This is a genomic window from Acidimicrobiales bacterium (genome assembly GCA_035540975.1).
Classification (GTDB): domain Bacteria; phylum Actinomycetota; class Acidimicrobiia; order Acidimicrobiales.
The window spans coordinates 1-24,345 of record DATLFN010000012.1 but is presented as its reverse complement, the minus strand read 5'-3'; the positions used below and the strand labels follow the sequence as shown (position 1 = coordinate 24,345).

Here is a 24,345-nt window from a genome sequence, read left to right as displayed (position 1 = left end):
CGGCGCTCCCTACTTGGCGGCGTCGCACTCCGCGCGGGCCTCGCCGGTGGCGAGACCGTCCGCCCAGGCGTAGGTGTCGAGGCACGGGTCCGGCTCGACCGGCTTCCCGGAGTTCCACACCTCGTCGATGAGGCCCTCGGCGTTGATCCTGCCGATGCGGGCCGTCTTGAAGACGTGGTGGTTGGTCGGGTGGACCGTGAGCTTGCCCTCCGGCGTGTCGAGCTCGATGCCGCCCGCCGCCGCGATGACCTTCGCCTTGTCGAAGGTCTGGGCCTTCTCGACGGCGGCCTTCCAGATGTACACCGAGTTGTACCCGGCCTCGATCGGGTCCGCCGTGTTCTTGTCGGCGCCGTACTCCTTCTTGAACGCCTCGACGAACCTGGCGTTCATCGGCTCGTCGGTCGTCTGGTAGTAGTTCCAAGCCACCAGGTGGCCGACCAGGTTGTCGACGCCGACGCCGCCGACCTCCTCCTCGGCGATCGACACCGAGATGGTCTGGATCTTCTCCGGCGTGTTCCCCTTGGCCTTGAGCTCCTTGAAGAACGACACGTTGCTGTCGCCGTTCAGGGTGTTGAACACGACCTGGGGCTTGGCGTCCAGCACCTTCTGCACGATGCCCTGGACGTTGGTGTCGCCCAGCTGGAGGTAGTCCTCACCGAGGATGTTCAGGCCGTTGGCGGCCGCGTACGCCTTGATCTCCTTGTTGGCGGTACGCGGGAACACGTAGTCCGAGCCGACGAGGTAGACGTTGATGAGGCCCTGCTCCTTCATGTAGTCGAGGGCGGGGATGATCTGCTGGTTCGTCGTGGCTCCGGTGTAGAAGATGTTGGGCGACACCTCGAGCCCCTCGTACTGGACCGGGTAGAACAGCAGGCCCTCGGCGCCCTCGACCACCGGCTTCATGGCCTTGCGGCTGGCCGACGTCCACCCGCCGAACACCACGGCGACGTCGTCGGTGGTGAGCAGCTTCTCCACCTTCTGGGCGAAGACCTCGGGCTTGGACTCGCCGTCCTCGACGATGGGCTCGATCTGCCTGCCGAGCACGCCGCCGGCGGCGTTGATCTCCTTGATGGCCAGCAGCGAGGCGTTCTTGACCGCCACCTCGCTGATCGACATCGTGCCGCTCAGCGAGTGCAGCACCCCGGCCTTCACGCTCTCTCCGGACGCCTCCCCGGTGCCGCCGCCGGTCGCCGTCTCGTCGTCGCCACTTCCGCCGCACGCCGCCAGCGCCAGCGTCCCGACGACCAGCGTGCACGCCAGCCTCCTCCACCCCGCCCGCGCCGCGATGCCTCGTCGTCCCAATGCGCTCCCCTGTCTTTCGGTGCTGTGTGCCGTCAGCCCTTTGGCGACGCGCCGAAACGTAGAGACGGCGCATTGCCCTCACATGACGCCGGTGTGGCGGGTCGGTGACCATTGCCTGACCCGTTCCTTCCGTCGGCAAAGCCGTCCCCTCCCGCGGGCACGACGGTCGCCAGATCGGCCACGAAGGCCGACCTCCACGGGGCGAGCCGGCGCTCCACCGACGCCGCGTCGGAGCCGGCGGCGCGCACGAGCGCGCCCTCACCGGCCAGGGCAAGCACGGTCCGACGCTGCACGGGTCCGGCCCGGGGCCGCAGCCCGAGCAGCGCGACCGACCCGAGGTGGCGGGTGCCGTCGAGGACGGCGGGGCCGTCCCAGGCGGGGGCGGACGGGCCGGCCCGGAGCCCGTCCCGCAGCAGGGGGGTGCCGGCGAGGTCGACGTCGAGCCGGACGGCGACGTCGCCGGGGCGTTCGCCCCACCGCCCGAGCACGAGCGTCTCCGACCACACGGCGGCCGCTCCGGCGGCGAGGCGGACACGGGCCCTCCCCCCGTGGCGACACCCGGCGCACGCCACCAGGGGCTCGGGCAACCAGGCCAGGGATGCGCCGGGGCCGAGGTCGGCGTGGACGTCGAACGTGGTGGAGCCGGCCCCGGGGCAGGGGTGGGCCAGGGTGGCGGCAGCCGTGCGCACGGTGAGGCGGGCGCCCGGCCCCAGGCGCAGGGACACCGCGAGCTCGTCGCCCTCGACCAGGCTGGCCGCCGCCCCCACCAGCAGCAGTTCGGGACCGTGGATCCCGGCCAGCACCTTGGCGGCCAGCGGTGGCGAGGCCGACAGCCCGACGACGCGGTCGCCGTCGACGGCTACGTCGAGACGGGCGAGCAAAGCCGCGACTCGAGGAAGGCCACGACCTCGGTCGCCGCCGGGTCGTCGACCAGGGAGAGGAAGACGGTCGGGCGGTCTCCCCGCTGGCGGGCCGCGTCCCGGGCCATCACCCCGAGGTCGGCCCCGACCAGCGGCGCCAGGTCGGTCTTGTTCACCACCAGCAGGTCCGAGCGGCTCACGCCGGGGCCGCCCTTGCGCGGGACCTTGTCACCCCCGGCCACGTCGATGACGAACAGCTGCACGTCGGCCAGGGCCGGGCTGAACGTGGCGGTCAGGTTGTCGCCGCCCGACTCGATCAGAACGAGGTCAAGGCGCGGATGGTCGGACGCCAGGCGCTCGACGGCGTCCAGGTTGGCGGACACGTCGTCGCGGATGGCGGTGTGCGGGCAGCAGCCCGTCTCCACGGCGGTGATGCGATCGGGCGGGAGGACGCCGGCTTGCAGGAGGAACTCGGCGTCCTCGCGCGTGTAGATGTCGTTGGTGACGACGGCGACCTGGCGCCGCCCTGACATCGCACGGCACAGGGCGGCGACCAGCGCCGTCTTGCCCGAACCCACCGGACCGCCGACGCCGACGCGCAGCGGCCGGCGCGAGTTTGGCGCACCGCCGGCCCGCGGAGGGGGGCCGCCGCCCGCAGCCACATCGTCGTCGTGGTCGTGGTCACGATGCAAAGAGGCGCACCTCCCAGGCCGCGTGCTCCTCGGCCCGCTGCTCGAGGACGGGCGCCGACCACGCCGGGCCGGCGGCGGCGGCGCCACCGACCGACACTGCGGAGGCCTCGGCCGCCACGGCGTCGGCCAGGGGCGCCAGGCGGGCGGCCACCGCTGCGGCATCCGCCATGTCGACCGGGAGGAGGCGCACGGCGGCGGACACCGCGCCGGCGACCAGTCCGTGCACGGCGAGGGCGGCGGCGTCGGGCGGAGACAGGCCCGCCTCCCGGGCGACCAGCCCGAGGACGACCGGGTGCTGCTCGACGCGCACGGCGGCCAGGGCGGGCCACGACGCCGCTGCGGCGCGCCGCAGCCCGCGCCCGAGCACGCGACCGGCGGCCCGGAGAGCGGGCGACGGGCAGCGGGCCTCGCACTCGGCCTCCAGCACCTCGGGGTCGCCGCCGGCGCACGTCGACGCCGCCAGCCAGGCGTCGGTCAGACCGGTGGTGGCCAGGCGGCCCGCCAGGAACCGCTCGACACCGTCGAGATCCGTCACCCGGCCAGAAGCCACGGCGGCCTCCAGGCCGCCCGAGTGCGCCGAGCCGCCGCCCGGGAAGCGGCCGTCGCCGAGCAGGAGGAGGGTGGCGGTCGTCACGGCTCAGAACAGGGCGTAGCGCTGCGCCAGCGGCAGCACCTCAGCGGGGTGGGGCTCGACCACCTCGCCGTCGACGCGGACGGTGAAGGTCGACGGGTCGACCTCGATGTGCGGAATGGCGGTGTTCTCGGGCAGGTCGGCCTTGCCACGACGGCGTGTGTCGCCGACCGGCAGCAGGCGGCGGGTGACCCGGAGGCGGTCGGGAAGGCCGTCGTCGAGGGCGGCGGGCGCCACCCACGACACCGACAGCGCCCCCGCCACCGTCGCTCCGAACATGGGCCGGGCCATGACCGGTTGGGGCGTGGGGATGGACGCGTTGGCGTCGCCCATGGCCGCCCACGCGATCATGCCGCCCTTCACGACCGCATGGGGGCGCACGCCGAACCAGGCGGGGTCCCAGAGCACGAGGTCGGCCAGCTTGCCCGGCTCCACCGAGCCGACCTCGCCGTCCAGGCCGTGGGCCACCGCCGGGCACATCGTGTACTTGGCCACGTAGCGCCGGGCCCGCAGGTTGTCGGCGCCCGCCACCGGCTCACCGGCGAGCGGGCCGCGCCGGGCCTTCATGACGTGGGCCGTCTGCCAGGTACGCATGACCACCTCGCCGACGCGGCCCATGGCCTGGGAGTCGGAGCCGATCATGGAGATGGCGCCCAGGTCGTGGAGCACGTCCTCGGCGGCGATGGTGGACGGTCGGATGCGGCTCTCGGCGAAGGCGATGTCCTCGGCGACCCTGGGGTTGAGGTGGTGGCAGACCATGAGCATGTCGAGGTGCTCGTCGATGGTGTTGACCGTGTGCGGCCGGGTGGGGTTGGTCGACGACGGCAGCACGTTGGGGTGCGACGCCACCGTGATGATGTCGGGCGCGTGACCGCCTCCCGCACCCTCGGTGTGGTAGGCGTGGATGCCCCGACCGCCGATGGCGGCGAGGGTGTCGCCCACGAACCCCGCCTCGTTGAGGGTGTCGGTGTGGATGGCGACCTGCACGCCGAGACGGTCGGCTGCCGTCAGGCACGCATCGATGGCGGCCGGCGTCGTTCCCCAGTCCTCGTGCAGCTTGAAGCCGGCCGCCCCCGCCCGGGCCTGCGAGGTGAGCGCATCCTGCGACACGGTGTTGCCCTTGCCCAGCAGGGCCACGTTGACCGGATAGGCGTCGAGGGCCTCGAGCATGCGCGCCAGGTACCACGCACCGGGCGTGACGGTGGTCGCCTTGGTCCCCTCGGCCGGGCCCGTGCCCCCGCCGACCACCGTGGTCGTGCCGGCGGCCAGCGCCACCTCGACCACCTGCGGGCAGATGAGGTGGACGTGGCAGTCGACGGTCCCGGCGGTGAGGATGCGGCCCTCCCCCGCCAGCACCTCGGTCTCGGGCCCGACCACCAGCTCGGGCGTCACCCCGTCCATCACGTCGGGGTTCCCGGCCTTGCCGAGGGCGACGATGCGGCCGTCCTTGACCCCCACGTCGGCCTTGACGACGCCCCAGTGGTCGAGGACGACCACGCTGGTGATCACCAGGTCGACGGCGGACGCCAGCGCCTGGCCCATCGACTCCCGCACGACCTTGCCGCCGCCGAACACCGTCTCGTCGCCGGGGCCGGCCGGCGTGCAGCGGTCCTCGGTGGGGCTGATCCACACGTCGGTGTCGGCCAGGCGCACCCGGTCGCCCACGGTGGGGCCGTACAGCTCGGCGTAGCGCTGCCGCGAGATGCGCACGCTCAGCCGTCCCCGCCGGCGCCGGTCCCACCGGCACGGAGCTGGAGCCCGGGAACGGTGGCCGTCCCTCCCAGGGCGACGAGGGCGACGTCGCGCGACACGCCCGGCTCGAACCGCACGCCCGTGCCGGCGGGGACGTCCAGCCGGAAGCCGAACGCCGCCTCGCGGTCGAACGCCAGGGCGGCGTTCACGTCGGCGAAGTGGAAGTGCGACCCCACCTGCACGGGCCGGTCGCCGGTGTTCTCGACGACCAGCGCCCGCCGCTCCCGGCCGGGGTTGACCTCGACCTCCCCACCGGCAGCCGCCAGCTCGCCCGGGACCATCAGGAGATGGGCCGGTGGATGGTCACCAGCTTGGTGCCGTCGGGGAACGTGGCCTCGACCTGCACCTCGTGGAGCATCTCGCCCACGCCCTCCATCACGTCGTCGGGGCCGAGCACGTGGCGGCCCTCCGCCATGAGGTCCGCCACGGACCGACCATCGCGGGCGCCCTCCAGGACGAACGAGGAGAGAACGGCCGTCGCCTCCGGGACGTTGAGCTTCAGCCCGCGACCCCGCCGCTCGCGGGCGACCATGGCCGCCACCGACACGAGCAGCTTGTCGACGTCGGTCGGCGTGAGCCTCACCGGCGCGTGCCTCCTTCCGCGGAGCGGCACCCGGATGGGGCCGCAGACGAACGGAAGCTAACGACGTGCTGTTTCCATCGTGTTTCCCCGACCACAACCGGGTGTTACGGCGGTCGGAGCACACCACCGGTGCCGACGTCAGTCCCGCAGCACCCAGAACAGGCGGGCCGGCTCCATGGTGAGGTTCCGCCACCCGCCGATCGCCGCGTCGGTCGCGACCAGGGCGTCGCCCGCCCGCATCACCGGCGTGTCGTCCGCCACCCGCACCTGCACGAGCCCGCCGGCCACCAGGACCATCTCGGCCCCGCGGTGCCTGACGTGGGGCGTGCCCGACTCCCCGGCGGCGAGCGTCACCAGGTACGCACGCAGGCCGGTGCCCGGGTCGTCCAGCAGGGCGGCGTGCGGTCCGCCGCTCCTCGTCCGGTCCCGCCGCGCCAGCATGTACCCGGGGCCGCCGACGCCGCCCAGCAGCTCGTCGATCGTGACCCCGAGCCGCTCGGAGAGCGTGAGCAGGGTGTCGAGCGACAGGCCGCGGCGGCCCGCCTCGGCCTGCGAGATGGCGCTGGCCGTCACGCCGGCCAGCCGGGCGAGATCGGCCTGGCTCAGGCTGCGCTGCCTGCGCACCAGCTCCAGCCCCCGGCCCAGCCGCCCGACGGCCCGCTCGTGGTCGAGGTGTACGCCTTCGTCGTCCACCGACAGGCCGAGCTGGAGGCCCTGGACGGTGGAGGGACGGCCCTCCGCCTTCACGATGCGCAGCCACCCCCGGCCCACCTCGAGCACGCACTGCGTGACCTTCTGGACCTGGTCGACGAAGGGGGCGCCCAGATCACGCCTCGGCGCGCGCCAGTAGGCGATCGCCCCGGCGTCGAACATCCGGGGGCACACCCGGCTGAAGAACGCCAGCCCCCGCTGCGGCCCCCAGCGGCGGGCCAGGGCGTCCAGCCCGTCGATGACGACGCACGCCGGTACCGGGGCTGCGCACACCTCCATCAGCGCCTGCTCCAGCACGTCCGCCGCCGCATGCGACTGCCGCGGCCGGGCGTCGAGGACGAGGACGCCGGGACCGACCCGCCCGGCCACGAGGTCGGGGCGGGTCGACGTCGTCACGTACGCCCTGGGAAGGCCCGCCCTCCCGGCCGATGCCAGGAAGGAGTCCTCCAGGCGGGTGGCGACGACCGGGTCGTCGGCCACCCACACGACGTTGTCGCCGGGGATGACGCCGCCCAGCACGGTGTCGAGGTCGGCGACACCGCTGCTTACACGACCGTCGGGTAGCGACATCGACCGCCTTCCTGCCCATTAGCGCCGCTTACTGAAGCTTTACCAGACGTAACAGGGTGTGTGCAGACTGCACCCACCGATCGCCGGCACCCAGCGGCCGACACCGCGTCCAGGAGACGACAGCCGATGTGCTTCAAGAACCTACCGATCGAGTTCGACCAGGACGGGAAGGCCACGCTGCGCGAGGGGGCGGGGGACCCCTACGCGGTGTCGCCGGCCAGGCCCAAGGGCTACGTGCGCCGCCAGGAGGGCCCCGGTGCCCAGCTGGCCGCCCCGCCCCGCCTGCGGGACTGGAACATCGACCCCATGACCCGCGTGGCCGGCGCCCTCGCCGTCCACTGCGTGCTCGACCTGGAGAACCGCGTCGCCGTCGAGGCCCACTCCCGGGCCATGCTGTTCCGCGGCTACGAGCTGATCCTCCAGGGCCGCGACCCCCGGGACGCCATCGACATCAGCTCCCGGGCCTGCGGCGTGTGCGGCGGCGTGCACGCCACCGTCTCCTCGCAGTGCCTCGACATGGCCTTCGGCGCCGCCCCGCCGCCCCTCGGCACCGAGGTCCGCAACCTGGGCGAGGTCGGCGAGATGTTCTACGACCGCCCGCTGCACCTCGGCCTGCTGGCCGGCCCCGACTACTCGACGGCGCTGGTGTCGGTCACCAACCCCGAGCTGGTCACCCGGGCCGAGCGCACCCTGTCGCCCCACGGCGACGTGCACGGGTACCGCACCATCAAGGACATCATGGACGCCCTCAACCCGCTCACGGGCCAGATCTACCTGGAGGCCCTGGAGTGGACGCGGGTGGGCCGCATCATGTGCATGCTGATGTACGGCAAGTACCCGCACCCGTCGACCCTCGCCCCCGGCGGCGTGACCACCACGATCTCCACGTCGTCGTTCAACGAGTACTACACCCAGCTGGGCAAGATCTTCGACTTCGCCAAGGTCATCTGCCGCATCTGGGACGACCTGATCGACTTCTTCCTGGAGGCCAACCCGGCGTACGAGCAGGTCGGCCAGCGCGAGTGCAACCTCGCCCAGACCGGCATCTGGGACAACTCGGAGTACTACGACGCGACGTTCCAGAACATCGACACCTGGGGCAACCAGCGGTGGTCGAAGCCGTGCGTGATCATCGAGGGCAAGCAGGTCACCACCAACATCACCCAGATCAACATGGGCTTCGAGGAGTTCATCGACCACTCGTTCTACGAGGACTGGACCCGCTCGGGCGGCCCGCGCTTCCGCACCGACCCCCTGGGCAACCCCATCTCCCCGTACCACCCGTGGAACAAGACCACCATCCCCAAGCCCACGGCCACCGACTTCCGCGGCAAGTACACCTGGGACACCGCCCCCCGCTGGGACCGGCGCACCATCGAGACGGGCGCCTACGGCCAGCTGTGGTCGACGGCTCTCGCCAACAACACCGTGGACAACCCCTTCTTCGAGTCGACCGGCGACGGCCTGCGCATCGTGATGCCCCGCCACGGCCTCCCGGAGGAGGAGCTGTTCTGGAAGGTGCCCCGGGTCATCAACGCCGTCGAGCGCAACCGGGCCCGGGCCTACTCCATGGCCTTCACCGCCGCCATCGGCATGAACTGCATGCTGAAGGCCCTCGAGTACTGGCGGCGGGGCGAGACCAAGGTCCACACGCCGTACAAGGTGCCCAAGGATGAGCGCATCGCCATGGGGTTCTGGGAGGCCGGCCGCGGCTGGCTGGCCCACCACATGCACATGGACAAGGGCAAGATCGTCAACTACCAGATCACTACCCCGTCGACGCTCAACGCCTCGCCCCGCGACCCGTTCGGCGGCCTCGGCCCCTACGAGCAGGCCATCATCGACACCCCGCTCCTCGAGAGCGTGCCCGACGAGCAGGTCAAGGGCCTCGACGTCCTGCGGGCCATCCGCAGCTTCGACCCCTGCATGCCGTGCACCACGCACATGGACACCGGCCGGGGGATCATCACCCGTGAGGTGAACTCCTGCGGGTGCACGCTCGAGTAGCCGAACGCCCTGCCGAGAACAGCGGCAGACGAACGACCGGCCGCCTCGGCGGCCACCCGATGGAGCCCTCGCCTCGGCGCTTCGGTGCCGGGCGGCGGCTACCCACCACGTCCTGCTCCCCGGGACGTGCGCCAGGGAGGGCGGAGGCCGAATCCGCCCTTCCTGTGGTCTTCGGCCAGCTCCCCGTCCTTGCCGACGGGGAGCTCGCCGCGTCCGGGGGACGCCTACAGGCAGCCCTCGGAGTACTCCACCTCGGGCAGGCGGCCGGCGCGCAGCGCCGTCACCTTGCGCCCGTCGGTCTCGATGACCAGGCGGAAGCCCTCGTCGGCCGGCGCCGTCGGGATGAGGGTGAGGTAACGCCCGCCCACGAGGTAGTCGTGGTCGCCCACCGCCAGGCGCCCTCCGTACCGGCGCTGGGCCTCGTCCTCCGACTGCCCGATGGCCACCCCTTCCGGCGTCTGCGTCGACCCGGCGGTCACGTCGGTGCGGGCGACGACGCCTCGCGCCACGAGGAATCCGACGCCGTCGAACCCCGACTCGGGCCCGTAGGTCGCGCACTCCTCGTCGGGTGGCTCGATCACCGGGGCCAGCCTGGTGCCCAGGGCGGCGCCCGCCTCCTGGACCGTCATGCCCACCCGCACGGGCCCGAACCCGCGCAGCTCCAGCCGGTACCCGGCCGTCGCTGGCGATGACGACGACGGAGGCGGTGCGACGGTGGTGGTGGTGGTGGTCGCCGCGGTCGGAGGCGAGGCGGCGGGGTCGCCCTCGCCGCCCGACGAGCAGGCGGCGAGCACGGCGGCCACGGCCACCCCGGCGGCGGTGGCCCCGGGTCGGCGGCGGGTCATGCCCCATGCTGCCCCGGCGGGAGGCGCCGGGGCCACGGGGACGCACACCGGCCCTATCGCAGAACGGCCGGCGGTCGTACCCTGGCCTCAGAGCACGAAGGAAGGGGTGAGGCAATGCGCCGTTACCTCGTGGTCTCGAACCAGACGCTGTCCAGCGAGGCGTTGGCCGACAAGGTCCGGTCGTGCCTGGCCGCCGGTCCCTGCCGGTTCCACGTGGTGGTCCCCGCGACGCACACGCACGACCACCTCACGTGGACCGAGGGGCGCGACCGGGCCCTCGCCGCCCGGCGGTTGGAGTCCGCCCTCGAGCGGCTCCGCGAGCTGGGCGCCGACGTGGACGGCGAGGTGGGCGACGCCCGTCCCCTCGACGCCATCGCCGACGCCCTCCGCGACCAGCCGCCGTTCGACGAGATCCTCCTGGTGACGCTGCCCCCGGGGGCGTCGCGCTGGCTGCACCAGGACCTCCCCCACCGCGCCGAACGGCGCTTCGCCATCCCCATCACCCACCTGGTGGCCGAACCGGTCAGCGCCTGAGCGCCCGCCGTTCCTACGAGGCGGCCAGCGGGGCGACGGTCGCGCCCGCCGGGGCGTCGTCGGCGGGCCCCTCGCCGGGCCGCGGCTGGTCGAACTGCGTGCGGTGGAGCTCGGCGTACCGGCCGCCGGCCACCAGCAGCTCGGCGTGCGTCCCGCGCTCGACCACCCGACCGTCCTCCACCACCAGGATGAGGTCCGCCTCGCGGATGGTGGAAAGGCGATGGGCGATGACGACGGCGGTGCGCCCCTCCAGGGCGTCGCCCAGGGCGGCCTGGACGGCCGCCTCGGACGTCGAGTCGAGGTGGGCCGTCGCCTCGTCGAGGATGACCACGCGCGGGCGGGCGAGCAGGAGGCGGGCGATCGTCAGCCTCTGCCGCTCACCGCCGGAGAGGCGGTAGCCCCGCTCGCCCACGAGCGTGTCGAGCCCGTCGGGGAGGGACCTTACGAGGTCGGCCAGCCGGGCCCGCCGCAGGGCGTCCCACAGCGCGTCCTCGGTGGCGTCCGGGCGGGCGAAACGGAGGTTCTCGCGGATGGTGTCGTGGAACAGGTGGCCGTCCTGGGTGACGACGCCCAGGGTCTCGCGGATCGACCGGAACGTCAGGTCCCGCACGTCGACGCCGGACAGGCGGACGGCGCCCGCGTCGACGTCGTACAACCGGGCGGCCAGGGCGGCGATGGTGGACTTGCCGCTCCCCGACGACCCGACGAGGGCCACCAGCTGCCCGGGCTCGACGCGGAACGACACGCCGTGGAGCACCTCGGCGCCGGTGGAGGTGTCGAGGGCCGCCACCTCCTCCAGCGACGCCAACGAGACCTTGTCGGCCGACGGGTAGGCGAAGCGCACGCCCTCGAACTCGACGGACACGGGACCGTCGGGGACGCCCACGGCGTCGGCCTTCTCGGTGATCAGGGGCGGCAGGTCGAGCACCTCGAAGACCCGCTCGAAGCTGACCAGGGCCGACATGGCGTCCACCCGGGCGCTGGCCAGCGCCGTGAGCGGCCCGTAGAGGCGGGTGAGCAGGAGGGCCAGGGTGACGACGGTGCCGGGCTCGAGGTCGCCCCGCAGCGCCATCCACCCGCCCAGGCCGTAGACGAGGGCGAGGGCGAGGGCCGACACCATCGACAGCGCGGTGAGGAAGATCCACTGGCCCATGGCGGTGCGCACGCCGATCTCGGCCACCCGCCCGGCCCGCTCGCCGAACTGCGCCTCCTCGTGGTCCGGCCGGCCGAACAGCTTGACCAGCGTCGCCCCCGGCGCCGAGAAGCGCTCGGTCATCTGCGTCGTCATCGCCGCGTTGTGGTCGGCCGCCTCGCGCTCCATCCGCGCCAGCCGGCCGCCCATGCGGCGGGCGGGCACCACGAAGACCGGGAACAGGAGCATGGCCAGGGCCGTGATCTGCCACGACAGGCGCAGCATCACCCCGAGGGTGAGCAGCAGCCCGATGACGTTGGTCACGACGCCCGACAGCGTCCAGGTGAACGCCCGCTGGGCGCCGATCACGTCGTTGTTCAGGCGGCTCACGAGCGCACCGGTGCGAGTCCGGGTGAAGAACGCCACCGGCATGCGCTGCACGTGGGCGAACACGGCGCGGCGCAGGTCGAGGATGAGCCCCTCGCCTATGCGGGACGACTGCCAGCGCTCGGCGATCCCCACGGCGGCGTCCAGCACCGCCAGCAGGGCGATGACCAGGGCCAGACCGACCACGGTGTCCGCCCCGCGGCCCTCGATGATCTTGTCGACCACCCGCCCGGCCAGCACCGGGCTCGCGACGGTGAGGACGGCCGCCACCACGCTGAGGGCGAGGAAGGCGGCCAGCTTGCGCCGGTGGGGCTTGGCGAACGCCCAGATCCGGCGCAGGGTCGCCCTGGTGACGGTCCGCCGCGGCTGGGCGCCCTGCATCGCGCTCTCCAGCGCCATCCACTGGCTGAACCCCATGTCCATCGCGACGTCCTCCCGGGCGTTCACGGATTCCCGCCCGGACGCAGTCTGCTGGTTAAAGTTGACTTGAAGTCAAGCGGATTTCCTGCGACGGGAGCGAGCGTGGACGACCTGACCATCGGGGCCCTGAGCGAGCGGACGGGCGTCGCCCCTTCGGCGCTGCGCTTCTACGAGGCCGAGAGGCTGATCTCCTCGAGCCGTACCGCCGGTGGCCAGCGCCGGTACCGGCGCGACACAATCCGCCGCGTGTCGTTCGTCCGGATCGCCCAGCAGGTCGGTTTGTCGCTCCCAGAGATCCGGGACGCGCTGTCGTCGCTCCCCGAGGGGCGTACGCCCGACCGGCGGGACTGGGAGAGGCTGTCGGCGTCGTGGCGGCCCCGCCTGGACGAGCGCATCGCCACCCTCGAGCGCCTCCGGGACCGCCTCGACGGCTGCATCGGGTGCGGCTGCCTGTCGCTGTCGCTGTGCAAGCTGGCAAACCCGGGCGACGTGGCCGGCGAGGCGGGTCCCGGCCCGCGCTACCTCCTCGGCGGCTGAGGACCGTCGCCCGGGCCGGTCCCGGCGCGGAGCCCGCACCCGTCGCCCAGCGGGCAGACCCGTGGCGCGGCCTGCCCGAGCACGTCGAGGCCGAACCGGCGCATCTCCTCGGAGCGCTGGCCCGGGTCGCCGGTGTCCCGCAGCACCTCGGCCATGGCGAGCATCGAGCCGCCCGTCTCCAGCATGTGGTCGGTGGTGGCCAGCATCGCCGCCTTGACCTCGCTCCACGGCACCGTGCCGTCGCCCGCCTCCGACCGGTACGAGATGCCGGCGGCGTCGATGCCGGTGACGTCGACCGTCACGACCCGCCCGTCGTTGTACGTGATCCCGGCGGTGAAGCTGATGGCGTCCACGCCTCCATGGTGGCGCGGCCGGTACGGCGTCGCCCGGTGCCGAGCACCCGCCGGGAGTCGGCCCGTCAGCGCGCCGGCGGCACGCCGACGACGACGAGCGCGATGTCGTCCCGGGGGACGCCCTCCTGGAACACCACGACCTCGTCGACGACGGCCCGTGCCACCTCGTCGGCGCGATCCTCCAGGACCCGTGCCGGCGCCGCGTCGCCGATGGCGGTCGCCCGGAGCGGGTAGCGGGCGAGGGCCGTCACAGCGGCCGCCTCGGCTCCCTTCCCGCCGACGTCACCCAGCACCACCACCCACGCACCACCGCGTGTCCCGAAGACGTCGTAGAAGTCCCCGCCGACCTCGTCGCCGGCGCCGGCGGGGCGGTAGGCGGCGGCCACGGGGCGGTCGGGCCGCCCCATGATCACCGGCGCCATGGCCCGCGACCACCCGAGGTAGTTGCTGTCGAGGGAGTCCAGCAGCTCGTCGATGTCGGCGCGGCCGAACCCGCCGACGTGCCCGTCGTCGTCCACGTACCGGGGCGACGGGCCGACCAGCACCAGCTTGGCGAAGCGGCTGGGCTCCCGGACGGCGGCCAGCACGCCGATCATGGCGCTCACCGAGTGGCCGACGAACACCACGTCCTGGAGCCCCAGCTCGGCGCAGATCTCCAACACGTCTCCGGCGTATCCGTCGAGGGTGGCGTACCGGTCGGCATCGAACGCGGCGAGGTCCGAGCCGCCGGCGCCGACGTGGTCGAAGAGGACGACCCGGTGGTCCGGCTCGAACGCCGGCGCCACGTACCGCCACATGTGGAGGTCGCACCCGAACCCATGGGCGAACACCATGGGAGACCGCCCGCGACGCCGGAGACGCGGACGTGGTTCCTCGTCAGCGCACCCATGAGGGCGGCGAATCTACCGGGCGAGGGCTCCCGGGCACGACCCGAGGTGCCAGGCTGCGCCCATGGGCATCCCCGGGACGATCGTGTGCGTCGACTGCGGCGGGACCTGCCACCGGTCGCCGCTCGGCGCACCCGAGACCGGGTGGCGGGTCGGCGACGTCGTCACCTACCGCTGCCGCGAGTGCGCCGACGTCTGGTACGTGGAGCTCGACGCCGAGGACGTGGAAGCGGACGACGGCGTCGCTCGGACGCCGCCGCCCTCCGACCCGGGCCCGTAGCGGCGACGGCGACCCCCCGGATCGTCGCGGGTGCCACACTCTCCGCGTGCACGTGCGGGTGCGGATGCTCGGCGGGTTCGAGGTGGACGTCGACGGCGTGGCCGTTCCCGCCGACGCGTGGAGGTCCCGGCGGTCGCGCCAGCTCGTCGCTCTCCTGGCGCTGGCGCCCGGTCACCGGCTGACGCCCGAACAGGCCATGGACAGCCTGTGGCCCGACCTCGACCCCCGGGCGGCGCGCGCCAACCTCCACAAGGCGGCGTCGCTGGCGCGACGGGCGACCGGGTCCAGGGACTTCGTCGTCCTCCGGGGCGGAGCCGTCGTGCTGTGCCCGGGCGCCGCCGTCGACGTCGACGCCGAGCGGTTCTCGGCCTCGGCCGAGGCGGCCCTGCGGTCCGGCGACGCCGCCGCCTGCGCCGAGGCGGCCGCCGGCTACAGCGGCGACCTGCTCCCCGAGGATCGCTACGAGGAGTGGACGCTGGTCGAGCGGGACCGGCTGCGGAGGCTCCACGTCGACCTCCTCCGGACCGCCGGGCGGTGGGCCGACGTGGTGGACACCGAGCCGACCGACGAGGCGGCCCACCGGGCGCTGATGCGCGAGCACCTGGCGGCCGGTCGGGTCCACGCCGCCATCCGCCAGTACCAGCGCGTGCGGACCGCACTCGCTCGCGAGCTGGGCCTCGCCCCGTCGGCCGAGACGACGGGGCTCTACCGGGAGATCCTCGGCACGGCCGCCACGGGCGCCGTCCGTCCCGGTCTGGTGGGACGGGAGATCGAGCTCGTGCGCGCCGGCGCCGCCCTGCGCCGGGCGCGCGAGGGCCGGCCGGCGGCGGTCCTGGTCGAGGGCCCGGCCGGCATCGGCAAGACCCGGCTCTGCGAGGAGCTGGCCGACCAGGCCGCCGCCGACGGGTGGTTGGTGCTCCGAGCAGCCGCCCGGGAGTCGACCCGGTCGCTGCCCTACGCCCCGCTCACCGAGGCGGTGGGCGGCCTGCTGCTCCAACGGCCGGACCTGGGCCGGGCCCTCGGTGACGCCGAGCGCTCCCTGCTCGCCCGCCTCGACGGCACGGCCGCAGCCGCGCCGTCGGTCCCCGTCCATCGCCAGGCGGTGCTCCATCTGGTCACGCATCTGCTGGCCGCCGCCGACGCGACGAACGGCGTCCTCGTCGTCGACGACCTGCACCACGCCGACGACGCCACCGTCGAGCTGCTCCACCTCCTCGCCGGCGCGCCGTTCCCGCGGGGCCTGCTCGTCGTCGCCGGCCTGCGGCCCGGCCCTCCGCCGCCGGTGCGCGACCTGCGCGATGCGCTGGTCGGCGGCGGCGTGGCCGTCGGCATCCACCTGGGGCCCCTGCGACGGCCGGAGATCGACGACATCGTCACCGGCGTCCGCGACGGCGTTCCCTCACGGGACGAGCTCGACCTGGTGTGGGATCTGAGCGGTGGGAACCCCTTCCTCGCCCTCGAGGTGGCCACCAGCACCGACGCCGTGGCCGCCGCTCCGGCGGGCGGGGTCGGCGCCGCCATCGCCGCCCGCATGCGACGGCTGCCCACCCACACCGAGCGGGCCCTGCGACGCGTCGCCCTGGTGGCCGAGGAGCTCACGGCCGACGAGTTCGCCGCCCTGGCCGGCGTGGGGCCGGACCGGGCGCTCGACGACCTGGTGGCGGCCACCGACGCCGGCGTCGTCGCCCGCCGCGGGTCGTCGTACCGCTTCCGGCACGACCTCGTCCGCGAGGAGCTGTGCCGAGACGTCCCGCCCGCCCAGGTGACAGAGGCCCAGCTGGCCGCCGCCGAGCGGCTGGCCGGCCTGGGTGCCCCCGCCGCCCGGGTGGCCCACCACCTCCTCGCCGCCGGTCGGGGCACCGACGCCCTGCCCTGGCTGCGGCGGGCCGTCGTGGACGCCTTCGCCGTCGGGGCCCAGGCGGACGCCGTCACCCTCGCCGACCGCGGCCTGGCCGTGGCACCTCGCGACCCGGAGCTGTTGGCTTGGCGGGCCGACGCGCTCGCCACCGTCGGCGACCCCGGCGCCCCCGCCGCCTACGCCGTGGCGATGGCCGTGGCCGAGCCGCCGGCCCGCCGGTCGCTCGCCATCCGGCGGGCCAAGACGCTCGTCGTCGCCGGCGACATCCCCGCCGCCCTGGAGACGCTGGCCGGCGTGGACGACGTCGACCCGGCCGACCGCGTCCAGCTTCTGGTCGCCCGAGGCCTGGCCTGGTGGTGCGCCGGCCGGCTCGACGACGCCGACGAGGCGGGGCGGGAGGCGCGGGCGCTGGCGGTCGAGACAGGCGACCTCCGCGACTTCGTCGACGCCACCATGCTGACCGCCATGGTCGCCCACGAGCGGGGCACCTGGCCGCAGCGGGCGTCGCTCGACCTGCTCGACTCGACCCTTCGCCCCGACCTGGCCACGGTCGTCATCGACGCCCATCTCTGCGTGGCCGAGTCGTACCTCTACGGCGGCGCGCCGTACGAGGACGTCATCGCCTTCGCCACCGACCTGGCCCGGCGAGCTGGCGAGGCCGGGGCGGCGAGGGCCGAGGCGTTCGCGGCCACGCTCCTCGGGGAGGCCCACCTCCTGCGGGGCGACGTGGCGGTGGCGACCGGGCACCTGCGCACCGCCGTGGCCCGGCACCGGACGGTGGGGGTCCTGTGCGGCGAGGCGCTCACTCTCCAGCGGCTGGCCGAGGCCCTGCTGGCGGCCGGCGACGAGGACGGCGCCCGGGCGGCGCTCGACGAGGCCTTCGTGGCGGCCCGGGGGTCGCCGGTGGGGACCCGCCACCTCCTCGATCGGATCCACGGCACGGCGATCCGGGCCGCACGCGACGCCAGCGCCGCCGTCGACGCCGTGGAGGAGGCGGACCGGGACCTCCGCGGGCCGCTGGAGACGTGCCCGCCGTGCTCGGTCAACCTCAGCGTCCCGGCGGCCATCGCCTGCGCGGCGGCCGGGGAGGTGGAGCGCGCCGCCGGTTACCTGGCGCGCAGCGAGCGCGTGGTCGCCGCCTTCTACCCCCGCGGCGGCTGGAGAGCAGCCCTCGACGAGGCCAGGGCCGCCGTGGCTCGCTCGAGCGGCGATGCGGCTGGTGCGGCGCGGCTGCTCCAGCAGGCGGCCGAGGGCTTCGACCGGTGGGGCCAGCGCCTCGACGCCGGCCGTTGCCGGCTGGCTTCCTCCGAGCTGTCGGCCGGGAAGGTTTGAGGAAGGGCCGGTTCGTACGGTCGTCCTCGACGCCGGCGCCACCTGGGCCCGGCGGGACGAGGAGGATCCGCCATGCCGAAGTTCCTTATCGAGCGCAGCATCCCGGGCGCCGGGCAGTTCAGCGACGACGAGGTCCGGGCCATCGCCCAGAAGTCCAACGAGGTCCTGGCCGGCTTGGCCCCGCGGGTCCAGTGGCTGCACAGCTACGTGACCGACGACGGGATCCACTGCGTCTACGTCGCCGACGACGAGGGCGCCGTCCTCGAGCACGCTCGCGGCGGCGGCTTCCCGGCCGACAAGGTCCGCCGCGTCCGCCGGGTCATCGACCCCACCACCGCCGAGGTGGCGTGATGCGCCGACGGGTCGGTGCCGGCGTGGCCGCCGGCATCGTCGCCGGCCTGGTCGCCGTCGGGGCAGGGGCGACGCCGTCGGGGGCGGCGCCGACGTGCGCAACCACCCTCGGGATCGCCGTCCACGGCCAGCACATCGTGGGCGACTACGTCACCGGGGGCCACCTCTCCTCCTGGCCGCCGGCGGGCCAGGTGGGCTCGGCGGCCGGAGGATCGGGTGCCGCCGTGCCCGGCGGGCCGGGGCCGGGGTTCCACTTCCCGAACGGGTTCGCGCCCGGGGCGTCGTTCTGCCTCGACCAGTCGCGGTCGCCCGGCATGCACCCGGGCGGCGGCTGACGTCCGGGCGGCCGCGGCGGCCGCGGCGGCTGCCGTCAGTCAGTCCTCGAAGAGCTCGCTCAGGAACGAGGACCGCTTCTTCTTCTTGTAGGGGACGGCCGAGCGGTCGTCGCGTCGCGGCTCGTGACGGTCGTCGTCGCGGTCCCGCCGCGGCTCGGGCGGCGGCGACCAGGACTCCGACCGCTCGATGATCTTGTCGAGCTCCCCGCGGTCGAGCCACACACCCCGACAGTTCGGGCAGTAGTCGATCTCGACACCCTGGCGCTCGCTCATCTCCAGCGTGGCGCCGTCGACGGGACAGTTCACGGTTGCCTCCTCGCAGGTCGGGGCCCGGCCGGTGGCGACGCACCGTGCGCCGGCCGTGAGGGCGGCGGCGGGTCCGCCGCACGGGCGCGGCCGGTCGCCCAACCTACCGGGTGGTGGGCGGCTGTCCGGATCACCGCCGGTCGTCCGTCAGTGAAGCGACGTCGCCAGGACGCGGGAGGCGACCATCGACGACGAGATGACCCCGAGCATGACGAGGCGGGTCCGGCGCGGGAGCGTCCGCCAGGCGACGAGGGTGCCCACCAGGTCGCCGGCGTCGGCCAGCCCGCCCGCCTCCATCCAGCCCCGGGCCGGGGCCTCATGGCGCAGCGCCAGCACCGGGCCGAGCCCGAGCGCCACGTCCCGCGCCCCGAGCGACCGGGCGAGGAGCTGGACGGAGGAACGGCGAGACTCGGCGTCGCCCAGCCACGGCAGCGACGGGAGACGGGGCGCGACCAGCGCCGTCACGCCGAGGGCGATGCGCCCGTAGGAGAGCAGCCGGGCGTAGCGACGGGCGTCCTCGGGCCCCATCGGGCCGACACTAGCGACCCGCGAACGGCGGCGAGACCCGGCGCCCGGGGCGGTTTGTCCCGTTCGCGGCCGGGGTACGTGGCGCGCACGGGACGACGGTCCCGACGCCTGTTGATGGACGCCGTTCTCAGCCTTCCTCCGGACCTGGACAGCGCATGGCGCGCCCGGCGCTTCGTCCAGGGCGCCCTGAACGACGGCGGCGTCACCGGGGACACGGCCTGGATGGTGACGCTCGTCGCCCACGAGCTGGTCACCAACGCCGTCCAGCATGCCCGGACGGACCTCCTCGTCCAGCTCGGCATCGGCGCCGACACCGTGCGCGTCGAGGTCCACGACGACAACCCCCGCTGCCCCGTGCCGACGACGCCACCGCGCTTCGCCACGTCCGGTCGCGGCCTGGCGCTGGTGACCTCGGTGGCCGAGGCGTGGGGGGTCGACGCCGACGACGGCGGCAAGGTGGTGTGGGCGACCCTGCGCCGTCGGGACCTCCGGGCCGGCGCTAGGTCGTCGCGGTCACGCCTGGGCGGCCGTTGGCAGCCCCCGGGCGTCGTCGACCCCTCGGCCGACGGCCTGTTCGTCTCGGCCTGACCCGGCGTCGGTACCGGCGCCTCTTTCTGAACCGATCGGTCGGACTCATCACCCGCGAGTTCGAGGCGCCGCCCGCCGGGAGCTACTGCGTCTCGCCGAGCTGCTGGCGTCCTGACATCGGCGGTGGCCACCCCGCCGCCGCGCCGATCCGGGCTCCGTGGCGGGGTGGCATCCTGTGCGGACGGACGACGAACATCCCTCCGCCACCGACGCCCGGTACCTGATGGCCGAGCGCACGATCGTGAAATGCCCGGGGACGGACGGCTCGGCGGGCGTGGCGTACCTGCGTTCGATGCTGTTCCGCCCCGTGTTCCCCGGCCTGCGGGCCGTCCGCAACCGGCTGTGACACCCGCCCCTCCTCCGGCGCTCGACGACCTGCGGGCCACGCCGAACGCCCTGGCGCCCCACTACTCCCGCTTCCGGGTGGGCAAGCGGCTCCTCCTCACCGGCCATTCGCACCAGGCGTGGCCCGACGTGGCCGAGGCCGGGCTGCTGAGGTGCTTCGCCGACGCCGCCGAGGCGGCGGACGGCAAGTGGGAGCGGGCCGAGGCGATGGCCGAGCGTGTGCGCGAGGGGTACCGCGCGGTGCTGGGCGACCCCGGCGGCGAGATCGCCCTCGGCCCCAACACCCACGACCTCGTCGTCAAGCTCCTGTCGTCCCTCGACCTGCGCCGGCGGCCGCGGGTGGTGACCACCGACGCCGAGTTCCACTCGCTCCGCCGCCAGCTGGCGCGGCTGGCCGAGGAGGGGCTCGAAGTGGTCCGGGTGCCGGCCGAGCCCGTCGGCACGCTCTCCGAGCGGCTGGCGGTGGAGGCCGACGGCCGCACCGCCCTGGTCGCCGTGTCGGCCGTGCTGTTCTCGTCGGCCCGGATCGTGCCCCACCTCGCGGGGCTGGCCGGGCGGTGCGAACAGGTCGGTGCCGAGCTGCTGGTCGACGCCTACCACGCCCTCGGCGCCGTGCCGTTCCCCGTCCACGACCTCGGCCTGGCCGGCGCGTGGGTCACGGGCGGCGGCTACAAGTACCTCCAGCTGGGCGAGGGGAACGCCTTCCTGCGCATCCCGCCGGCCGGCGCCGACATGCGGCCGGCGATCACCGGATGGTTCGCCGAGATCGACGACCGGTACGACGGCGCCCGTCCCGAGATCGTCGGCTACGGGCCGCCCGCCACCCGCTTCGCCGGCGCCACCTACGACCCGGCCAGCCACTACCGGGCGGCGGCCGTGTTCGAGTTCTTCGCGGCCCGGGGCCTCACGCCGGCGTTCCTGCGCCGCGTCTCGTTGCACCAGACGGGCGTGGTGCGCACGGCCTTCGACGGCCTGGGCCTGCCCGACGGCGTGATCACCCGGGACCGGGAGGCGCCGCCCGGCTCCCTCGGCGGCTTCGTGGCCCTGCGGTCACCCCACGCCGGCGAGCTCCGGCGGGGGTTGGGGGCGGGCGGCGTCTCGTGCGACAGCCGGGGCGACGTCGTGCGCCTCGGCCCCGCCCCCTACCTGTCCGACGCCCAGCTGGAGGAGGCGGTGGCGATCCTCGGTGACGTTGTCGCCCGCCTCCGGCGGGCGAGCTGAGCGCCGCCGCCGCCGGGCACTGCGCCTCGGCCGTCCCTCGCCGGGGGCCCCCGGCCGGCCCGGGTGGGGACTCGATCGGAAATGGTCCGGTGTAGCGGCCCGGACTACGTACCATCGTGCGCCTCTGCCCCGGACCGATGACTTCCGCCATGCCGAGTCGTCGTAGCGGCGCGCCGACAAGGAGGGCCGCATGACCGAGGATCGTCCTTCGACCGGGCTCCAGCCCGGCAACGCGTTGCGCACCTCTCGCTTCGCCCGGCTCGGGGCCCGCTGCCACGACCGGCGCCGGGTCGTCCTCGCCGCGTGGATCGCCGTCCTGGTGTTCGGCGGCGCGCTGTCGGGCGCCGTCGGGAACGCCTTCCGGGACGACTTCAACCTGCCCGACGTCGAGTCGAAGGACGGGTTCGACATCCTCGACGAGTCCTTCGGCGGCCAGGGCACGGGCCAGTCGGGCACCATCGTGTTCCGGGCCGAGCAGGGGGTGGAGGACCCGGCCGTCCGCTCCGCCATGGAGGCCGTGTTCGACCGGGTGGCGGCGATCGAGGAAGTCGAACGCGTCCAGAGCCCGTATGCCGAGGGGGGCGAGCGGCAGATCGCGTCCGAGGGCCCGCACGCCGGGAAGATCGCCTTCGCCACCATCGAGTTCCCCGAGGACGTGGAGTTCCAACGGGCGTCCGAGATCGGCGAGGAGATCCGGGAGGGCGCGCCGGACATCGAGGGCCTCCTGGTCGAGACCGGCGGGTTCATCTTCGCCGGGTTCAACGAGCCGTCGTCCGAGGTCCTGGGCGTGGCCTTCGCCATGGTGATCCTGATCCTCGCCTTCGGCTCGGTGCTGGCCATGGGGCTCCCCGTGGGGGTCGCCCTCTTCGGCATCGGCCTCGGGTCGATGCTGATCTCGCTGGCCAGCCACCTCGTCTCGATCCCCGACTTCGCCACCTTCCTCGGGGTCATGATCGGGCTCGGGGTCGGGATCGACTACGCCCTGCTCATCGCCACGCGGTACCGCGAGCAGCTCCACCTGGGGCACCCGGTGCCGGAGTCGGTCGCCATCGCCCTCGACACCGCCGGGCGGTCGGTGCTCTTCGCCGGGACGACCGTGGTCATCTCCCTCCTCGGCCTGCTGATCATGGGCGTGAGCTTCGTGACCGGCCTGGCCGTCGGCGCCGCGTCGGTGGTGTTCGTGACCATCTGCGCCTCCCTGACGCTTCTCCCGGCCCTGCTCGGCTTCGCCGGCGAGCGCATCGAGCTGACCCGCTGGCGGGGGGCTCGTCGCCGCCGGCCTGGTGGCGGTCGCCCTGGCCGGCGTCGGTCTCAAGTTCACCCCGCTGACGATCGCTTTCCCGCTGGCGGTGGTGGTCTTCGTCGCCGGCTTCTTCTTCGCCCCGCTGAGGAAGGAGATCCACCACCGGCGCAAGCCCGTGCGGGAGACCACCGCCTACAAGTGGAGCCGGTTCATCCAGCGCCGCCCGTGGAGCGCCGCCGTCGCCGGCGCGGTGGCCCTCCTCGTGCTCGCCCTCCCCGTGCTGGGCCTGCGGCTCGGCTTCTCCGACGAGAGCAACTACGCCGAGGACACCACCACCAGGAAGGCCTACGACCTGCTGGTGCAGGGCTTCGGGCCCGGCTTCAACGGGCCACTCCTGCTCGTGGCCCGGGTGCCCGACGGTGTGGACCTGGCGGACCTGGACGCCATCGACGAGGCGGCCGCCGCCGATCCCGGCGTGGTGTTCGTCTCCCCGGCCCAGCCCGACGACTCCGAGAACCCCACGGCCGTGTTGTGGAACCTGATCCCCACGACCGGACCGCAGGACGAGGCGACGACCGACCTGGTCAAGCGGCTGCGCGACGAGGTGCTGCTCCCGGCCGAGAGAGCGGCGGGGGTCGACGTCCAGGTCACCGGTACCCAGGCGGTCAACGTCGACTTCTCCCAGTACCTGTCCGACCGGATGCCGTACCTGTTCGCCGCCGTGCTGGGCCTGTCGTTCCTCCTCCTCATGCTGGTGTTCCGGTCGCTGCTGGTCCCACTCAAGGCGGTGATCATGAACGTGCTGTCGGTCAGCGCCGCCTACGGGATCGTCGTGGCGCTGTTCCAGTGGGGCTGGCTGAGCGACGTCACCGGCGTGGAGCCGGCGCCCATCGAGCCGTGGGCGCCGATGATGCTGTTCGCCATCGTCTTCGGCCTGTCCATGGACTACGAGGTGTTCCTGCTCTCACGGGTCCGCGAGGAGTGGCGCCGCACCGGCGACAGCCGGGAGTCGGTGGCGGACGGGCTGGCGGCGACGGCGAAGGTCATCACCGCGGCGGCGGCGATCATGGTCTTCGTCTTCGGCAGCTTCATCCTCGAGCAGGACCGGGTCACCAAGCTCATGGGGACCGGCCTGGCCGCCGCCATCCTCCTCGACGCCACCATCGTCCGCATGCTCCTCGTCCCCGCCACCATGGAGCTCCTGGGGGATCGGAACTGGTGGCTGCCGCGGGGGCTGGAGCGCCTCCTGCCGAAGCTGGACGTCGAGGGCCACGCCGAGCACGGGTTCGCCGAAGCCGAGGCCAAGGAGCAGTGCCTGGTCGGCTGATCGGCGGGCTCGCCGGCCCACCGCCTGAGTCGCCCCGCGCACCGACGGCGACCCCTGGGGGCCGCCGTCGGTGCGTGGAGGTGGAGGTGGAGGTGAGCTGCGGGGTGCTACTTGCCGCCCAGCAGGGCGCTGACCGAGCCCGTGGCCGAGCCCACCAGGTTGGCCGAGGCCGGCGCGGTCGACGCCGAGCCGCTGGCCGAGCCGGTGGCCGACACGCCGGTGCTCGTCGAGGGGACGGCCGGGCCGGCCGTCGTCTCGCCGCCGCCGCTCACCGAAGCGGTGATGGTGGCGGGCAGGTTGGTGCGCACCTGGGTCAGCGCCGACAGCACGGCGTCGCCCTGGGTCGCCACCACGCCGCGGGCGGTGGTGATCTGGGTGTCGACGGCCTTGACGATGTCGCCGCCGGCCTTGACCGACGCGTTGGCCGT

At 74.0% G+C, this 24,345-nt stretch carries 26 protein-coding genes and 1 pseudogene; 12 read left to right on the top strand and 15 right to left on the bottom strand.

Annotation, left to right across the window (positions count from 1 at the left end):
- Positions 1–9 precede the first annotated feature (9 nt).
- The 8 genes from urtA to VM242_01790 form a co-directional block, all read right to left on the bottom strand.
- Positions 10–1,302, bottom strand: a complete 1,293-nt coding sequence (urtA, locus tag VM242_01825) for an urea ABC transporter substrate-binding protein (GenBank protein ID HVM03885.1) — start codon at positions 1,300–1,302, stop codon at positions 10–12.
- A gap of 32 nt (positions 1,303–1,334) precedes the next feature.
- Positions 1,335–2,183, bottom strand: a complete 849-nt coding sequence (locus tag VM242_01820) for an urease accessory protein UreD (protein HVM03884.1) — start codon at positions 2,181–2,183, stop codon at positions 1,335–1,337.
- Positions 2,162–2,824 (bottom strand): urease accessory protein UreG, encoded by a 663-nt coding sequence (ureG, locus tag VM242_01815; protein HVM03883.1) that lies wholly within the window; start codon positions 2,822–2,824, stop codon positions 2,162–2,164. The genes VM242_01820 and ureG overlap by 22 nt, the downstream gene beginning before the upstream one ends.
- A 19-nt stretch (positions 2,825–2,843) precedes the next feature.
- Positions 2,844–3,488, bottom strand: a complete 645-nt coding sequence (locus VM242_01810; GenBank protein ID HVM03882.1) for an urease accessory UreF family protein — start codon at positions 3,486–3,488, stop codon at positions 2,844–2,846.
- Between the two features lie 3 nt (positions 3,489–3,491).
- Positions 3,492–5,195 carry an urease subunit alpha gene (locus tag VM242_01805; GenBank protein ID HVM03881.1) on the bottom strand — a complete coding sequence of 568 codons (1,704 nt, stop codon included), beginning with the start codon at positions 5,193–5,195 and terminating at the stop codon, positions 3,492–3,494.
- A 2-nt stretch (positions 5,196–5,197) separates the two neighbouring features.
- Positions 5,198–5,518 carry an urease subunit beta gene (locus VM242_01800; protein ID HVM03880.1) on the bottom strand — a complete coding sequence of 107 codons (321 nt, stop codon included), beginning with the start codon at positions 5,516–5,518 and terminating at the stop codon, positions 5,198–5,200.
- Positions 5,518–5,820: an urease subunit gamma gene (locus tag VM242_01795; protein HVM03879.1), complete on the bottom strand. Its 303-nt coding sequence runs from the start codon at positions 5,818–5,820 to the stop codon at positions 5,518–5,520. Before VM242_01795 ends, VM242_01800 begins: the two co-directional genes overlap by 1 nt.
- A gap of 138 nt (positions 5,821–5,958) precedes the next feature.
- Positions 5,959–7,101 (bottom strand): helix-turn-helix domain-containing protein, encoded by a 1,143-nt coding sequence (locus VM242_01790; GenBank protein HVM03878.1) that lies wholly within the window; start codon positions 7,099–7,101, stop codon positions 5,959–5,961.
- Positions 7,102–7,227: 126 nt separating this feature from the next.
- On the opposite strand from VM242_01790, the gene VM242_01785 reads away from it, so the two are divergent.
- Entirely contained in the window at positions 7,228–9,108 is a 1,881-nt protein-coding gene (locus VM242_01785; GenBank protein HVM03877.1) for a nickel-dependent hydrogenase large subunit, read from the top strand.
- 224 nt (positions 9,109–9,332) lie between these two features.
- Here the strand turns inward: VM242_01785 and VM242_01780 are convergent, their stop codons facing one another.
- Positions 9,333–9,953, bottom strand: coding sequence for a hypothetical protein (locus VM242_01780; protein ID HVM03876.1), 621 nt, complete (start codon positions 9,951–9,953; stop codon positions 9,333–9,335).
- A 114-nt stretch (positions 9,954–10,067) separates the two neighbouring features.
- On the opposite strand from VM242_01780, the gene VM242_01775 reads away from it, so the two are divergent.
- A complete protein-coding gene (locus VM242_01775; GenBank protein HVM03875.1) occupies positions 10,068–10,487 on the top strand; it encodes a hypothetical protein in 420 nt (139 codons plus the stop codon).
- A 13-nt stretch (positions 10,488–10,500) separates the two neighbouring features.
- On the opposite strand, the gene VM242_01770 is transcribed toward VM242_01775, so the two are convergent.
- Entirely contained in the window at positions 10,501–12,429 is a 1,929-nt protein-coding gene (locus VM242_01770; protein HVM03874.1) for an ABC transporter ATP-binding protein, read from the bottom strand.
- A gap of 99 nt (positions 12,430–12,528) precedes the next feature.
- Here VM242_01770 and soxR point away from each other — a divergent pair, with 99 nt between their 5' ends.
- A complete protein-coding gene (soxR, locus tag VM242_01765; protein HVM03873.1) occupies positions 12,529–12,963 on the top strand; it encodes a redox-sensitive transcriptional activator SoxR in 435 nt (144 codons plus the stop codon).
- On the opposite strand, the gene VM242_01760 is transcribed toward soxR, so the two are convergent.
- Together VM242_01760 and VM242_01755 are read right to left on the bottom strand one after the other, a co-directional pair.
- Entirely contained in the window at positions 12,945–13,316 is a 372-nt protein-coding gene (locus VM242_01760; protein ID HVM03872.1) for a hypothetical protein, read from the bottom strand. The two genes, soxR and VM242_01760, sit on opposite strands and share 19 nt — an antisense overlap.
- 65 nt (positions 13,317–13,381) lie before the next feature.
- Positions 13,382–14,149 (bottom strand): alpha/beta fold hydrolase, encoded by a 768-nt coding sequence (locus tag VM242_01755; GenBank protein ID HVM03871.1) that lies wholly within the window; start codon positions 14,147–14,149, stop codon positions 13,382–13,384.
- A 118-nt stretch (positions 14,150–14,267) separates the two neighbouring features.
- Between VM242_01755 and VM242_01750 the strand changes: the two genes are divergently transcribed.
- The 4 genes from VM242_01750 to VM242_01735 all read left to right on the top strand — a co-directional run bounded on the left by VM242_01750 (position 14,268) and on the right by VM242_01735 (position 18,359).
- A complete protein-coding gene (locus tag VM242_01750) occupies positions 14,268–14,483 on the top strand; it encodes a hypothetical protein (protein ID HVM03870.1) in 216 nt (71 codons plus the stop codon).
- Positions 14,484–14,529: 46 nt separating this feature from the next.
- A complete protein-coding gene (locus VM242_01745; protein HVM03869.1) occupies positions 14,530–17,673 on the top strand; it encodes an AAA family ATPase in 3,144 nt (1,047 codons plus the stop codon).
- Between the two features lie 72 nt (positions 17,674–17,745).
- Positions 17,746–18,024 carry a DUF4242 domain-containing protein gene (locus VM242_01740; GenBank protein ID HVM03868.1) on the top strand — a complete coding sequence of 93 codons (279 nt, stop codon included), beginning with the start codon at positions 17,746–17,748 and terminating at the stop codon, positions 18,022–18,024.
- Positions 18,024–18,359 carry a hypothetical protein gene (locus tag VM242_01735; protein ID HVM03867.1) on the top strand — a complete coding sequence of 112 codons (336 nt, stop codon included), beginning with the start codon at positions 18,024–18,026 and terminating at the stop codon, positions 18,357–18,359. The genes VM242_01740 and VM242_01735 overlap by 1 nt, the downstream gene beginning before the upstream one ends.
- A 39-nt stretch (positions 18,360–18,398) precedes the next feature.
- Here VM242_01735 and VM242_01730 read toward each other — a convergent pair whose 3' ends face one another.
- Both VM242_01730 and VM242_01725 read right to left on the bottom strand, forming a co-directional pair.
- Positions 18,399–18,665 (bottom strand): zf-TFIIB domain-containing protein, encoded by a 267-nt coding sequence (locus VM242_01730; protein HVM03866.1) that lies wholly within the window; start codon positions 18,663–18,665, stop codon positions 18,399–18,401.
- Positions 18,666–18,812: 147 nt separating this feature from the next.
- The gene (locus VM242_01725) at positions 18,813–19,193 is read right to left on the bottom strand and encodes a hypothetical protein (protein ID HVM03865.1); all 381 of its coding nucleotides are present in this window, start codon (positions 19,191–19,193) and stop codon (positions 18,813–18,815) included.
- Between the two features lie 114 nt (positions 19,194–19,307).
- Between VM242_01725 and VM242_01720 the strand changes: the two genes are divergently transcribed.
- From VM242_01720 to VM242_01700, 5 genes and pseudogenes are all read left to right on the top strand, one after another.
- Positions 19,308–19,781: an ATP-binding protein gene (locus VM242_01720; protein HVM03864.1), complete on the top strand. Its 474-nt coding sequence runs from the start codon at positions 19,308–19,310 to the stop codon at positions 19,779–19,781.
- A 175-nt stretch (positions 19,782–19,956) separates the two neighbouring features.
- On the top strand, positions 19,957–20,127 hold the full coding sequence (locus VM242_01715) for a hypothetical protein (GenBank protein HVM03863.1): 171 nt from the start codon (positions 19,957–19,959) through the stop codon (positions 20,125–20,127).
- Entirely contained in the window at positions 20,124–21,347 is a 1,224-nt protein-coding gene (locus VM242_01710) for a hypothetical protein (GenBank protein HVM03862.1), read from the top strand. Before VM242_01715 ends, VM242_01710 begins: the two co-directional genes overlap by 4 nt.
- Before the next feature lie 190 nt (positions 21,348–21,537).
- Positions 21,538–22,560 (top strand): annotated as a pseudogene (locus tag VM242_01705) (MMPL family transporter).
- A 70-nt stretch (positions 22,561–22,630) separates the two neighbouring features.
- Positions 22,631–23,917, top strand: a complete 1,287-nt coding sequence (locus VM242_01700) for an MMPL family transporter (GenBank protein HVM03861.1) — start codon at positions 22,631–22,633, stop codon at positions 23,915–23,917.
- A 107-nt stretch (positions 23,918–24,024) separates the two neighbouring features.
- On the opposite strand, the gene VM242_01695 is transcribed toward VM242_01700, so the two are convergent.
- Positions 24,025–24,345, bottom strand: a 321-nt coding sequence (locus VM242_01695) for a hypothetical protein (protein ID HVM03860.1), incomplete at its 5' end; no start/stop codon positions are given.